The sequence below is a fragment of the Sphingobacterium nematocida genome, from assembly GCF_900168125.1.
Taxonomy (GTDB): Bacteria; Bacteroidota; Bacteroidia; order Sphingobacteriales; family Sphingobacteriaceae; genus Sphingobacterium; species Sphingobacterium nematocida.
Genome location: NZ_FUZF01000002.1, coordinates 237,974 through 252,606, shown reverse-complemented (window position 1 = coordinate 252,606; position 14,633 = coordinate 237,974). Strand labels below are relative to the sequence as shown.

At 38.3% G+C, this 14,633-nt stretch carries 9 protein-coding genes; 8 read left to right on the top strand and 1 reads right to left on the bottom strand.

From position 1 onward, the window contains the following. Nucleotides 1-30: 30 nt before the first annotated feature. The 8 genes from B5X76_RS03345 (at nucleotide 31) to B5X76_RS03310 (ending at nucleotide 13,474) form a co-directional block, all read left to right on the top strand. Nucleotides 31-2,397: an ABC transporter permease gene (locus tag B5X76_RS03345; protein ID WP_079641222.1), complete on the top strand. Its 2,367-nt coding sequence runs from the start codon at nucleotides 31-33 to the stop codon at nucleotides 2,395-2,397. Between the two features lie 26 nt (nucleotides 2,398-2,423). Beyond that, the gene (locus tag B5X76_RS03340; protein ID WP_079641220.1) at nucleotides 2,424-4,832 is read left to right on the top strand and encodes an ABC transporter permease; all 2,409 of its coding nucleotides are present in this window, start codon (nucleotides 2,424-2,426) and stop codon (nucleotides 4,830-4,832) included. Nucleotides 4,833-4,863: 31 nt separating this feature from the next. Then, nucleotides 4,864-5,772 carry a DUF4097 family beta strand repeat-containing protein gene (locus B5X76_RS03335; protein ID WP_079641219.1) on the top strand — a complete coding sequence of 303 codons (909 nt, stop codon included), beginning with the start codon at nucleotides 4,864-4,866 and terminating at the stop codon, nucleotides 5,770-5,772. A 179-nt stretch (nucleotides 5,773-5,951) separates the two neighbouring features. After that, nucleotides 5,952-6,173, top strand: a complete 222-nt coding sequence (locus tag B5X76_RS03330) for a helix-turn-helix domain-containing protein (RefSeq protein WP_079641218.1) — start codon at nucleotides 5,952-5,954, stop codon at nucleotides 6,171-6,173. Nucleotides 6,174-7,014: 841 nt separating this feature from the next. Next, nucleotides 7,015-9,432 carry an ABC transporter permease gene (locus tag B5X76_RS03325; protein ID WP_079641217.1) on the top strand — a complete coding sequence of 806 codons (2,418 nt, stop codon included), beginning with the start codon at nucleotides 7,015-7,017 and terminating at the stop codon, nucleotides 9,430-9,432. A gap of 53 nt (nucleotides 9,433-9,485) precedes the next feature. Further along, nucleotides 9,486-11,852 carry an ABC transporter permease gene (locus B5X76_RS03320; RefSeq protein WP_079641216.1) on the top strand — a complete coding sequence of 789 codons (2,367 nt, stop codon included), beginning with the start codon at nucleotides 9,486-9,488 and terminating at the stop codon, nucleotides 11,850-11,852. Between the two features lie 62 nt (nucleotides 11,853-11,914). Beyond that, complete coding sequence (locus tag B5X76_RS03315) at nucleotides 11,915-12,580, top strand: ABC transporter ATP-binding protein (protein ID WP_079641215.1); 666 nt, start codon at nucleotides 11,915-11,917, stop codon at nucleotides 12,578-12,580. Nucleotides 12,581-12,625: 45 nt separating this feature from the next. After that, nucleotides 12,626-13,474, top strand: a complete 849-nt coding sequence (locus tag B5X76_RS03310; protein ID WP_079641214.1) for a transglutaminase-like domain-containing protein — start codon at nucleotides 12,626-12,628, stop codon at nucleotides 13,472-13,474. On the opposite strand, the gene B5X76_RS03305 is transcribed toward B5X76_RS03310, so the two are convergent. Next, nucleotides 13,471-14,589, bottom strand: a complete 1,119-nt coding sequence (locus B5X76_RS03305) for a hypothetical protein (protein WP_079641213.1) — start codon at nucleotides 14,587-14,589, stop codon at nucleotides 13,471-13,473. The two genes, B5X76_RS03310 and B5X76_RS03305, sit on opposite strands and share 4 nt — an antisense overlap. Nucleotides 14,590-14,633: the final 44 nt, after the last annotated feature.

Genomic DNA, 14,633 nt, shown 5'->3' with positions numbered 1-14,633 from the left:
CGAGACAAAAGACATAAAACAAAAACAATCATGTTAAAGTTATTCTTGAGAACAGCCTTACGAAATTTAAAACGTAATCCATTAAATACCGCTATTAATATCATTGGTTTAGCTCTAGGATTTATGGTTGCTATAATATGTACGCTTTGGATTCAGAAACAATCTTCATTCAACAATCACTACACCAATTACAATAGCGCCTATCAAGTCATGCTAACAGGAACTTTCAATGATGAAAAGTCCACCTATGGGACCTCTTCTCCGATCCCTCTAGCAAAGGTCATGATCTCTGATTTTGCTAACGAAATCCAGGATGTAACTCTGATTACAAATACAGAGAGCAGTAATCTTAAGTTTAATGACAAGAAGCTTAAGGCAACTGGTTTCTATGCAATGGGAGAATTTACTAAGCTTTTTTCATTTGTACCAATACAGGGTGACATAGTCACTCCTACCGATGCATCTTCAATTATTATTTCAGAGTCGTTAGCACAACGACTATTTAACAACAACAATATAATTGGCAATACCCTACAGATCAACGGAAAAGAACAGTATACTGTAAGAGGGATATTCAAGGATATTCCCGAAAACAGTACCTTTAGTGGGCTCGACTATATATTGCCCTTTATAGATTATCTCCATAAAAATGAAGGGGCAGAAGAAAGCTGGTCAAAATGTTTCTTTACTATCTTTGGTAAAATCGATAACCCACAACTTATTCCTACAATAGAACAGAAATTAACCGCAATTTTTAACACAAAACTCACGGATATCAAACCGGAAATCCTATTGCATCCAATGTCAAAATGGCACCTCTTCGATGCATTCAAAAATGGAAAGAATGTCGGCGGACAAATTCAATATGTGTGGATGTTTGCCTGGATCAGTATTTTTATTATCCTACTAGCCACCATCAACTTTATAAATCTCAGTACAGCTAGGAGTCTAAAAAGAGGAAAAGAAATTGGCATTCTAAAATCCGTTGGCGTAAACCGCATGCAGATTATATCCAGTTTTTTAGTTGAGTCAATTGTTTCCGTATGTTGTGCATTTCTGATCGCTGTCTTACTTAGCACTTTGTTGCTACCATGGATAAATACGATAACCAATAGTCGCTTATACATGCCTTTTTACAGCCCCCAATTCTATGTGTACGCAATACTAACAATACTGCTCCTTGGCATCCTAGCGGGTGTTTATCCTGCTGTATTTTTATCTTCCTTCAACCCTATTATCACACTGAAAGGAAAAATGAATATTGGTAGAGGCAAACTGAATGCTCGCAAAATTATGGTTGTCATTCAATTCGCAATTTCAATCTTTTTGATGAGCGCAACCTACCTAGTGATTAAACAATTGCACCACACAAAAGATAGACCCATTGGTTACAGAAGTTCAGACCTAGTAAACATCAACAGCAGTAGCGAATCTATTGTCAATAATTTTGACATGCTTAGAAAATCACTGATTGATCAACGCTTAATTCAAGATGCCTCACTTTCTTCAAGTTCAATCAACCAACTTTCATTAAGTGGTGGTGGCTTTACGTGGCCAGGTAATGACACAGATGAGGGCTCCATCATGGGAATTTTTACCGTTGACGAAAATTTCGCACAAACAGTACAATGGAATTTTCTGAAAGGGAGAAATTTCTCAAGAGATTTCAAAACAGATTCTACCGGGGTTATTCTAAATGAAGCAGCATCCAAATTTATGGGCATTACAAATTTAGACGCCAAACAGCTAACAAGAGGAGGTATCAATTACCACATTATTGGCATTATCCAAAACACATTATCAGATTCACCTTTTAAGACAATTGTACCTACGGCATATTTTTTTGATTTCTTACCTAAACGGAAGATTACGTTGCATTTGAATAACAATCAAGAGATTGATCAGACCTTGAAAAAGATTGCACAAGAATTTAACCGAATTGATCCAGATCTTGTCTTTGAATACACATTTACTGATCAAGAGTATGCTAAACATTTTGTACACATGGAGATGATCAAGAGTCTAACGACTCTTTTTGCAGCATTGGCGGTTTTAATTTCATGTCTAGGATTATATGCACTGGTCGCGTTTTTAACCGAACAACGTCAAAAAGAAATTAGTATAAGAAAGGTATTAGGAGCCTCTAGGGTCGGCCTATGGAGACTATTATGTGCCGAATACATTGGATTGACACTAATAGGTTTTATACTAGCAGCTCCCCTGGCCTATTTGCTAATGGATACCTGGCTAGACAACTATGCCTATCGCATTACGATCACATGGACAGTTTTTGTTTTTGCAGGAGTACTAGCTATATTGACATCCTTACTCACCGTCAGCACGTTAGCCGTTAAAGCTGTAATAGTAAATCCTATCAAAAGCCTAAGAGATGAATAGATAATTTGAAATAAAAGATTAAGACAATGGAATTTTTAAACGCAGCATTAAGACATATCCGTAAGCATAAATTGATTTCTGCAATCAATGTTCTAAGCCTAGCCATTGGCATTAGTGCTACATTAGTCATATTTCTATTGATTCAATACGACTACAGCTTCGATAAAAAAGTAATTAATAGCGACCGAATATATCGAATCGTGAGTGATGGCGAATTTAAAAACCCAGGCATACTCGTCCCATTAGTAAGAGCACTAGAGAATGAGTCCACCGGTATCGAAACAATTGTACCGCTATACCGCAGCCATAATAGTAAATTAAAAATTTATAAGGACAATACAGATAAATACCAAGTCTTTCCCAAAGAGTCAGGAGTAGTATTGACCAACAGCAACTATTTCAATCTATATCCACATCAATGGTTAGCAGGCAATGCTAAATCATTAAATGCGCCCAACAATATCGTATTGACAGATAATAACTTTAACCGCTATTTTCCAAAATCAGACCCGACTGAAGCGATTGGAAAAACGCTGGTTTTTGCTGATTCAATTATTCTTACGGTAACAGGTGTCGTTCAGGAGATGGCTCAAAACTCAGACTTCAAGTTTAACAGCTTTATTTCAACCGCAACCATTCCTGTCTACCCGGCACTTAAACAGATATTCAGTTGGGATGCTTGGAATAACTATACAGATGCTTACCAATGCCTTGCCTTAGTAAATTCGGGAACAGCTGCATCCACTATCGAATCCGAGATCAGACAGATCCTGGACAAACATAAACCAAAAGAGGAAAACGGTTGGCAAGCGGGTACTTTTACACTTCAGCCTTTATCCGATGTTCACTTCAACACCGATTTTAATTACAATGTCGTCAAGTCAGATACTATACGAAATCTTATATTACTAGCTACATTTCTTCTTACATTAGGTATTATAAATTTTGTCAATCTATCAACAGCGCAATCTATCGAGCGTGCAAAAGAGGTCGGAATACGCAAGACTTTAGGCAGTTCAAAGCTAAGACTTGCATTACAATTCCTCACTGAGACTTTGGTCATCGCACTTATAGCAACCATCTTTGCACTTCTGCTCTTACCACTCCTGCTACATGCTTTTGAAGGATTCATCCCCCAAGGACTGAAATGGACCAACATGCCCCAATTCGACATCAGCATTTTTCTGTTGGTTCAACTTCTTGTCGTAACCCTCTTAGCCGGATTTTATCCAGCATGGATACTAACGGGGTATTCTCCTGCTTTCGCTCTAAAAAATCAAGCCTCAAAAAATACAAACCTATCCCGAAGTGTATGGGTACGGAAAAGCCTTACGGTGTTTCAGTTTGTGTTAGCACAACTTTTTTTAATCTGTGTACTTGTCGTCGTAAAACAAATCAACTTTGCTACCCACAAAGATATGGGCTTTAAAAAAGAGGCCATTGTAAACTTTTATATTCCTGGAAGCTTTCGAAACGCAGAGAAAGGTCGACTACTGAAAACTAAACTGAACGACATTCCCGAAATAGAAGCAGTAAGTTTTGGTAACCAGTCCCCCGCATTTTCCGGCACAATGACTTCCACGCTAGGATATGATGGAGTAAATGGTTCCGAAAATATAACTATGGACGCGCGCAATGGCGATGAAAATTATATCGATGTATACAATCTAAAGCTTATTGCTGGTCGCAATATTCGTCTATTAGATTCAACCAGCGAGATGTTAATCAATGAGAAAGCGCTCTCATTACTTCATGTTCAATCAGCAGAAGAAGCATTGGGTAGAACTTTTAATAATGGAGATAAAAAAATAGTCGGTGTACTGCAGAATTTTAACATTGCATCTATCCACAACGAAATAGCTCCAATGATGTATTGGGGAACTAAAGACGGATATGTCATGCATATCGCTCTAGATCCAATACATCCCGAAAATTGGAAAGTAGCCCTGGATAAAATGAAGACGGCATTTAAGTCCATTTTTCCCGATGATGAATTTGATTATACTTTTCTCGATCAGACCGTGGAAAGCTTTTATAAAAAAGAACAACAATTATCTCAATTGCTGCGGTGGTCAGTCATACTATCCGTCTTAATAGCTGGATTAGGTCTTTTTGGGCTCGCTATATTTACCGCCAACCAACGTACCAAAGAAATCGGCATCCGAAAGGTATTGGGAGCTTCTGTTGTGCAAATCGTCTTTCTATTATTAAAAAACCTACTCAGCTTAGTTTTAGTCGCTTGTATGATCGCTTTTCCAATAGCCTGGTATGTTATGAATAAATGGTTAGATAATTTTGCTTACAAAACCACAATTAGTTGGTGGATATTCGTAGTTTCTGCTGTCGGCCTATTAACAATAGCCACATTTGTACTCCTATCTAAAACGCTGCTTGCTGCTAGAGCCAATCCAGTAGACAGCCTAAGAAATGAATAAACATATTTTTTAAAATCTTAAATATAAACACATGAATAACCTAATCAAGACATTCGTATTACTTTTTATCGTAAATCACGCTATCGGTCAACAAATGGTAAAAAAAGAGACTTTTGACCTCAATAAAATAAAAGAGCTGGTCGTTAATACCTCTGGCGGACAAATAAAAGTCGACGGAACGAAAACAGGCTCGGCCTCGGTAGAGGTCTGGGTATCTCGAAATGGCGCCCGTCTTAGTTCCTCCGATAATCTAGAAGCATTATTACGAGAACATTTTGATGTCAACATCGAATTACAAGCAGGAAAGCTAAGCGCTTCTGCTAAACGAAAAAATGGACAGCGTGGGAACAATCCCCTATCAGTAGCTTTCCATGTTGTTGTCCCTCAAAATATCAATACCAATCTCCAAACCGCTGGAGGAAGCATTAACCTGAATGCACTCAATGGAGTGCAAAACTTTCAGACTTCGGGAGGTAGTTTAAATTTAAAAACAATATCTGGGCAGATTAATGGTCAGACTGCTGGAGGTAGTATTAACGCGACGGATTGTGACGGAACAATTCAATTGACAACCTCAGGTGGTTCTATCAATCTAGACCAGGTTACTGGTAAAATTGCGATCTCTACTAGCGGAGGCTCTATCAACGGTAAAAAACTGTCAGGTTCTATCCAAGGACAAACCAGCGGGGGTAGTATTACCATGGATATGCAAAATGTATCCGATAATATTGCACTCTCTACTGCCGGTGGAAGTGTAAGAATCAATGTTCCACAAGGAAGCTATAACGTAGATCTCAACGGTTCACGTGTTACCCTACCTTCCTCAGCCAACTTTAGTGGTACTTCTAAAAAGACATTTGCAAAAGGAACAATTAATGGCGGTGGTAAAAAAATTAGCGGAAGTACTTCAGGAGGATCCGTATCTCTTGACTTTAAATAGGAAATTATCATAATAAATAAGTCGTAGGTTCAAGAATAAAAATTTGCAAAGATGATATTTACATAGTTTATCAATACAAAAGGACAAAAAAAACAATCAATATCAAAAAAAATCTATTAAACTAATCCATACATTTTATATATTTATCTATACATGTTGATAGATAAACGCAAAATAGCATGACTAGACTTGGTGAATACTTAGCAAAAAAATCTGTGAATAAATCGATGATCGCCCGTAAGACAGGACTCAGTAAAGCGAGAATAAATGAACTAACAATGACTGATACCTCCAAACTACGTCTCGACGAAATGTACCTAATCGCCCTAGCTATCGATACCAACCCGTGTGAAATGATGAACACACTTTGTGAGGGTCTGCTTCTACAAGAGGAGAAATAAGCTTCTTTTCAAATATTAAACCTGACCAAAGTCACAAAAAAGGGCGCTCTAAAAGATCCTTTATCGCTTTGCTTCTGCGCTCTGATTAATTGAGTCGCAGAAGCAAAGCTGAACTAAGAGTTTGACCTGATTATCGAAACTCTAGTCTATTGAATTTAAAATCTTTCATTTTAACTCGTAATGCGCAATGATTGGAAAAGTTTTTAGCTTTCTCCATTCAAGGATGCATTCGCTCAAACGCTCGTTGCGAATTAAGTTGGAACGAAAATTTAGTTGTTTTGACAATCATTGCTTTATCTACACATTTACCGACTAGTCAGAGGTAGTAGAACTTGATTACTTATCAATGTACAAGCATTTTATCTCCTTTATGACAGGTTCTGAACAGTCTTATTATTAGTTATATATTCACAGTGATATTATTGAGCTATAATAGAGAGTTTATAGAGGGTTCATAGAGGTAAAACACTATAACCCCTCTGTAATATCTCTCTTAAGATAGGATATATTCTCATTTATTATTAAAGCAAGATAGAACATGATAATAACCAGTGCCTTTGCTGTCAGCAGTTAGAGATTTGAGGCATTTTGTTCAGGCTACTTAAAGACCAAAGAAAAAATAGTTGCATTTGTGATAACTGTCAAATTTATTCACTGAAAATATTATTGTCCATAAATGTACAATCACTGTCCGAAATCGAACAATACAAGGCATAACAAAAAAACAACAAAAGACTAAAAAACAACACTTTACAAAAACGGTTTATTAGTTGATTAAATATTTAGGACAGTCATAGGATCGTAAATATCCTAAGTATACATGTATATAAATTAAGTCTTGATGAAAAATGTCATTTTTAGCACCTGGAGAAATATAAGAAAACGTAAACTACAGACCTTCATCCAAATCAGTAGTCTCACGCTGGCTTTTGCCGTAGGTGTAATCCTATTCTTATCCGCTAGTTTTGAACTATCATTTGATAATTTTCATCAAAATAGCAGTCGTATTGGAGCTCTTTATTTTGAAGCGCAAGAGAATAATAACCAACGGATAAGTGACCCCATGCCTGTTCCATTGGCACCAACCTTAAAACAAGAACTCTCATATATCGAAAAAGCTAGCCGCATGGGAAATGGCGGCTTGGTTCTCAAAGCAAATCATAAAGAGATTAGCATCGGTACACGATATGTCGATCCTGACTTTTTCTCGATATTTACTTTCGAGATGCTAGCAGGGAATAAGCATGCATTAGATGAAAAAAACAACATTGTTCTTTCACAATCTACTGCTAAGAGTCTTTTTGGAGCAAGCAGTAATTCTTTAATAGGTCAACAAGTCGAAGTCAACATCGCAGGCAAATGGCAAAACATGCAGATCTCCGCTATTGTAAAAGATCCTCCCTCGAATTCGAGTCTGAAATTTCAATCCTTACTCTCCTTTGAACAATTTCCCAATGCCTTCGATAAAAACAGTTGGTCCAATAAAAACCATAGTGTATTTGTATTAAGTAGTGCTAATAAAATAGATGTCAAAAAATTCGAACAAGCCGTAAAACCTTTGACAGAGAAATATTTTGCAGCGGACATCGCCAAGCTAAAAAGAGATGGTGCTAGCCCCAACAAAGATGGAAGTTACCTTTCCCTATCATTGGTTCCCTTTCAAAACTATCACCTCAATGATTTGCAAATAGGAAATACCACTAACCCTCTCCTTCCCAAACTACTGTTAGGATTGGCCCTGCTCATATTAATAATCTCAGTCAGTAATTTTGTAAACATCCAATTAGTAACAGCCATTTCCCGCAGCCAAGAAGTAGCTATAAAAAAAACCCTGGGAGGTACATCCATACAGATTAGTTTACAACTGTGGCTTGAAACACTCATATTTTGTACAGTATCATTGATTTTGGGTTTGATATTAGCGTGGGTACTTATACCATTTTACAACGCCAATACCCATTACCGATTAAAATTAGACGACTTATTTTCCTGGACACACTTAATGACAATTAGTCTTTCATTTTTGATTATCAGTTTTATTGCAGGCGGCTATCCAGCTTTACGCATCACGCGACAAAGCATTTCTACACTTGTAAAAGGTAAATCGGATATCCGCACCCGTTGGAGCATACAAAAGATATTGCCACTGATTCAATTTACAATTGCAATCGTGCTCGTGGTGTGTAGTGTTGTCGTCGTTTTGCAAATCAACCATATTAAACAAATGCCATTGGGATTTGAAAAACAACAAGTCATTAGCATCCCGATTGGCCCAAAGATAGATGCAAATCAAGCCCTACAAAAAATGCGTTTAGCGGTTTCATCTAATCCCCTGGTTACCCGAGTTACAGCATCCGACATCAACCTTGGGTTAGGTCGGGACGGTAGCCAATCAACTTCGCAGTTGGGTTTTGATTATCAAGGTAAAGGATTTACCACCAACTGGCAACGTGTAGATTTCGACTATTTCAGTACCTTAGATATTCCATTGATTGCAGGCCGAGGTTTTTCAACAGAAAGAGCTGCGGATTCAACGGCCCTAGTTATCAACGAAAAGATGGCAGCGCAACTAGGTGGAGTAGAAAATATTCTCAACAAGCCCCTTCCTTTATTTGATAAGCAAATGACGGTTATTGGTGTCGTTAAAGATTACAATTTCAAAGACCTGAGACAAGGTATACAGCCGCTATCGTTATTTATAGATCCAAACCTTGGGTTTGATATCAAATATATCCTCGTCCGTGTCAAATCCACCAACCTTGTACAATCTTTGAAAGAGGTAGAAAGCATATGGAAAACGATCTATACGGATTACAAAAACGATGCTTCCTATCTCGATGAAAATACGGATCGCATGTATGAACAAGAACAGCAAATGATGAAAATTATAAGCGCAGGTGGAATAATTGCAGTCATCATAGCCTGTATGGGGCTTTTTGCTGCAGCTCTTGTCGCTATCAGTGCACGCGTTAGAGAAATCGGCATCCGAAAAGTATTAGGAAGTACAATATGGAATCTTGTCTTATTATTATCCAAAGATTTCCTTCGCATTGTAGCTTTATCCTTACTGTTAGGGCTACCTATTGCATGGTATATTTCTAGCGAATGGCTCAACACCTTCTCCTACCGCTTTCACTTTCATTTTGGGATACTCATTTTATGCGCATTGGCTATGATGGCTTTAGCCTGCATCACCATATGTATACACACTATTAAAGCCGCAAGTCTAAATCCGGTAAATTCGCTTAGAGATCAATAAAGAAAAAACAAAGATCAAAGACCATAAAAGTTCTCATATCTAAATGACCAACAATGATAAAAAATCACCTTAAAATAGCTTGGAGAAATTTGTTAAAGAACAAAGGTTATACGATAATCAACATTATAGGCCTTGCCACCGGTATAGCCGCAGTATTGTTGATCGCGATATGGATACAAAATCAATTCCTCTACGATAGTTTTTACACGAACAAAGAAAACATATATAAACTGTGGAGTCGCACCGATTATCAAGGTAATACCAATGTAGGAAGCATAACAATGGCTCCTGCTGCTGAAGCACTAAAAAGAGAATATCCAGAAGTCGAACACAGTGCACGTCTATATTGGGCTACAGAAAGTCTAATCTCTTTCGGAGATATAAACATCAAATCCGAAGGGAATGAAGTAGATTCTGATTTTTTGAAAATCTTTAATTTCCCGGTACGACAAGGCATAAGTGATGGTATGCTGTCTACTCCCAATAATATAGTGTTAACAAAAAGCCTATCAAAAAGTCTTTTTGGCGAACAAAATCCCCTGAATAAAACTGTTACATTTGGATCAGGAGAGTCCTATAAAGTAACAGGAGTACTTGAAGACCTACCTTCATATTCGAGTTTTAACTTTAAATACCTGATTCCATTAACAGAAAGTAAAACCAAAGAGTATGGGACAAATTGGAACACCAACACCTACTATACATTTGTCACGTTAAAAGCCGGCACCGATGTAGAGCAATTCAATAATAAGATCAAACCGCTAATCCGTACCAACGCCAAAGATTTAAAATGGACATCCGTTTTCCTCTATCCTATCACCAAACAATATCTGTATGGAAGCTTCAAAAATGGGATTCCTTCTGGAGGGAGAATTGATCAGGTACGTCTAATAGGTGCTATCGGATTATTAATACTGGGGATAGCCTGTATAAATTTTATGAATCTCAGTACGGCACGTAGCCAGAAACGTAGCAAAGAAGTCGGTGTACGTAAAGTGGTCGGCGCAAAAAAATGGAGCTTGATACAACAGTTTCTTATCGAATCCATGCTGCTCGCTCTAATCGCTGGCATAATCGCTATTATGATGACTATATTATTCTTACCAGTCTTTAACCGTATTCTAGGAGCTCCACTCCTAGTCGACTGGAGTAGCCCTATAATATGGGGGCTAGGCTTAGGCTTTGTTTTACTGACCGGACTGTTGGCCGGTATATACCCTGCATTTGTCTTATCAGCATTCAAACCTATTAAATCTTTAAGAGATACGAGTAATAGATCTCACGTATTCAGCTTTAGAGAGGCACTCGTAGTCATTCAGTTTGGTATCGCAATTTTTTTGATTGTTGCCACCCTGGTGATTCGTTTACAGATCTCCTATGCTGGTGAACGCGAAATAGGTTACAATCCTGCTCAGCTTATTGAAATACCGGTAGAAGGGAATTTAGAACGTAATTATGAAGCCGTAAAGACCACACTTCTTGATGATCGAACAGCGACAAACATTACACGTACCGGCTGGACAATAACTGCGGACAATGCTTCGTCTGGTGGAAATTTCACTTGGGAAGGATCCACACCAGAACAAGAGAAAAACACCACATTTACAATAGTCCGTACCTCGGGGGATGATTTTATAAAAACGTTAGGACTAACATTGATCGATGGTAGGGATATCAATTATGCAAACTTTCCTGCTGATAGTACAGGAATACTATTAAATGAAACTGCTATAAAGACGATGGGATTACAAAACCCTGTCGGCAAATATTTGAAATGGGGAGATGCTGCTTTTACCATTGTTGGTATTATCAAAGACTATGTCAGTGGTTCGCCCTACCAAGAAGTACGACCTCTACTCATACACCCTTCAACGAAGTACCTACAGAACATCGTGGTACGAACAAACGGTCAACTCCCCATGAATCAAACCTTGGCAAACCTAGAAATGGTGGTAAAAAAAATTAATCCAAACTACCCTTTCACTTACCGATTTGTAGACGAACAGTACGCTCAGAAATTTAAACAGCAGGAACAGATAGGTAGGTTAGCTTTTGTATTCTCCGTACTGGCTATTTTCATCTCCTGTCTGGGACTATTTGGTCTAGCTTCCTATATCGCCGAGACCCGTACCAAAGAGATCGGTATCCGTAAAGTATTGGGTGCCTCAGTAATAGGTATTACAACCCTTCTATCCAAAGATTTCATCAAATTGGTAGTCATAGCTCTATTAATTGGTGCCCCTGTCGCATGGTGGGCAATGAATATCTGGTTAGATGATTTCGCTTATCGGATCAATATTTCTTGGTGGATTATTGCACTGGCTGGCTCATTGGCAATTCTTATCGCTGTTATAACAGTATCTTTTCAATCCTTAAGAGCTGCGCAGACCAACCCTGTAAACTCGCTTAAAGATGAATAGTAATTAATATAATAACCCAAAGCAAGGTCTCAAAATCTCATTCTTAAATCCAATATCTAAAAATGATAAAACTAGAAAATATATTTAAATGGTACAATGTAGGTGGTACCCGCTCATACGTATTAAAGGACATTAACTTGAATATTGAGCAGGGAGATTTTGTCTCTATAATGGGTCCCTCCGGATCTGGAAAATCCACATTACTGAACGTAATCGGTTCCCTCGACGAACCAAATGAAGGCAAGTACTATTTTATGGACGAAGATGTACTTGCGCTAAAGGCAAAAAAGAGGGCTGCCTTGTTTCAATCATCCATGGGCTATGTCTTTCAGTCCTACCATTTGATCGACGAGCTTACGGTCTATGAGAACATAGAGACTCCACTCATCTACAAAGATCTAACCGGTAAAGAGCGTAAAGCCATAGTAGCCGATATGCTGGATAGATTTGGTATCGTAGGCAAAAAAGACCTCTTCCCATCACAACTTTCTGGTGGGCAGCAACAGGTCGTAGGCATCGCTAGAGCGCTAGCTTCGTCGCCTAAATTATTATTGGCAGATGAACCTACTGGCAACCTCAACTCAAAACAAGGTGAAGATATCATGACATTGTTCAAACAGCTAAATGAAGATGGGGTTACGATCATACAGGTAACCCATTCGGAAAAAAATGCCGAATATGGTCACCGTATAATCAACATGCTAGATGGTCAATTGAAAGACATATAAATATCCAAACATTGTACAAGCGCTTTCTTTTTCTTAAATTAGTATATGGAGGAAAAGGAACTGAAAGCGCTTATATCTTTGTTGGATGATCCTGATATGGAGATTTTCAATCAGGTGCAGCAGCAGCTGATCACTTCTGGACCGGAGGTGATTCCTCAGCTAGAGGCTAGCTGGGAGTCTTCGTTTGACCCTTTGTCACAGACACGGATTGAAAATATAATCCACAAAATTCAATTTGACCAGGTTCAAAACGATCTTCAAATCTGGGCGTTACAGAACAACGATGATCTTTTAGAAGGTCTTTTGACTATAAACAGATATCAATATCCGAATCTAGATGAGAATGCCGTTCATTACCAACTGGCAGAGCTACGAAGAAATGCTTGGTTTCAGCTCATGTATGAAATGAGCCCGTTAGAAAAGGTTAAGCTTTTGAATAACATTATTTTTCGGGAGTTTGGCCTTTCAGGCAATACCACAAATTATCACGATCCTCAAAATTCATTTTTGCATAAAGTCCTTGAAACAAAAAAAGGCAATCCTATCTCTCTAGCTTGTATCTATAGTATTATAGCCCAAAAGCTTGATATTCCAATTTATGGCGTCAATCTCCCCAAACATTTCATCGTTGCCTATATCGATGAAGAGCATGAAAGTCCATTATTCTACATTAATGTATTCAACCGGGGCCAGGTGATGAAACATGATGATATCTTCTCTTTTCTTAAGCAACTTAATCTGCCCCCCAAAGAAGAGTACACGCTCCCCTGTTCAAATATCGCCATCATCAAACGGGTATTACGTAATCTAACGACCGCTTACGACAATCTGGGAAATATCGAAAAAAGAGAAGAGGTTAATACCCTTCTCCTTTTACTATCTGATTTTAATTAACGGGAGTCTAAAGAGATCGATCGAGGTCGTCTGTTTTCAACTGTGAGTTCTGCATCGGGAGCAACGTTTCCTGTAGCACTAATCAGAAAACGAAAAACCCTACTGGCAGCAGGATCTGCTACAAAGAAATACTTCCCATCCTCTTTACTATCTATGGCTACATCCATGGGTTCTTGTAGTTTCGTAAGAGCACCTGTTACTATCCGTGTCGGCGTTATGGTTTGTGAAGCTTGATATTGGGAGAATTTTTCAAAGACCAGAATTTTTCCAGAATTTGCCTGCCCTTGAACATAGTCTGTCAACAATAAAACGTCAGCACTTGCAGAATAGGAAAGTCCTCTGATATTCTGCGCATCAGCAACCTTCAGCACGTATTTTTCAGGAGCTTTCATAATCGTATCGCCATTATTTAATAACTGAGGTATAAAGCCCTTGTAAATGACCACTCCACCGTCTTTTTCCGCTGCATTAGAAATAACCAAGTCATTCCCAATACCGATAACCCCCCAAGGATTATGATCAAGTTTCATGCGATAACGCGGCCTAGTAAAATTACCTTTATTACGTGGTCTATCGATAGCAAACAAAGTATAGTCTGGTACTGCTGGTTGATTGGGTGGCGTACCCTTCGTCGTATCCGAAGCATTTGCAAAGAGAAGATAGTCCTCCGAAAGCTGACCATCATTGACCACAGTATAAAACAATCCTCTAACCTTATCATACATCCGGTTTCTGATACTGTTTCTATTACTAATCACACCTGTTTTACTCACTTCCATAACATGCACAGCAGTATCTAGGCTAGATTGACTATTTACACTTCCCTGAAAAAGCGATCCTCCAGAAAATGGACTGAAGTGAATCATACTCCCACCTTTTGCAGCAGACGCTAACTTGAATGCGAAAGTCTGAGGGAGTTTCTCATCATTAACACCATCCAAAGCCCAAACATTATAAAGGTCGGCTGCCGCTGAACCACTCGCATAATCCTCCGTAGAAACATACAACCTCGATATAGACTTTCGTACACGTTCTGGTTCATCATCGTCACGCTTACAGGCAACAATCGAAACTACTATAAATACTGCAACTATAGAAAAGAGATAATTCTTCATGTTATGGATTAATTCTTAATATGCAAACTTATGTAAAATGCTTT

Bases quoted from the DNA above. Each gene is read 5' to 3' on its own strand.
- B5X76_RS03345 (WP_079641222.1), top strand. From the start codon at position 31: ATGTTAAAGTTATTCTTGAGAACAGCCTTACGAAATTTAAAACGTAAT.
- B5X76_RS03340 (WP_079641220.1), top strand. From the start codon at position 2,424: ATGGAATTTTTAAACGCAGCATTAAGACATATCCGTAAGCATAAATTG.
- B5X76_RS03335 (WP_079641219.1), top strand. From the start codon at position 4,864: ATGAATAACCTAATCAAGACATTCGTATTACTTTTTATCGTAAATCAC.
- B5X76_RS03330 (WP_079641218.1), top strand. From the start codon at position 5,952: ATGACTAGACTTGGTGAATACTTAGCAAAAAAATCTGTGAATAAATCG.
- B5X76_RS03325 (WP_079641217.1), top strand. From the start codon at position 7,015: ATGAAAAATGTCATTTTTAGCACCTGGAGAAATATAAGAAAACGTAAA.
- B5X76_RS03320 (WP_079641216.1), top strand. From the start codon at position 9,486: ATGATAAAAAATCACCTTAAAATAGCTTGGAGAAATTTGTTAAAGAAC.
- B5X76_RS03315 (WP_079641215.1), top strand. From the start codon at position 11,915: ATGATAAAACTAGAAAATATATTTAAATGGTACAATGTAGGTGGTACC.
- B5X76_RS03310 (WP_079641214.1), top strand. From the start codon at position 12,626: ATGGAGGAAAAGGAACTGAAAGCGCTTATATCTTTGTTGGATGATCCT.
- B5X76_RS03305 (WP_079641213.1), bottom strand. From the start codon at position 14,589: ATGAAGAATTATCTCTTTTCTATAGTTGCAGTATTTATAGTAGTTTCG.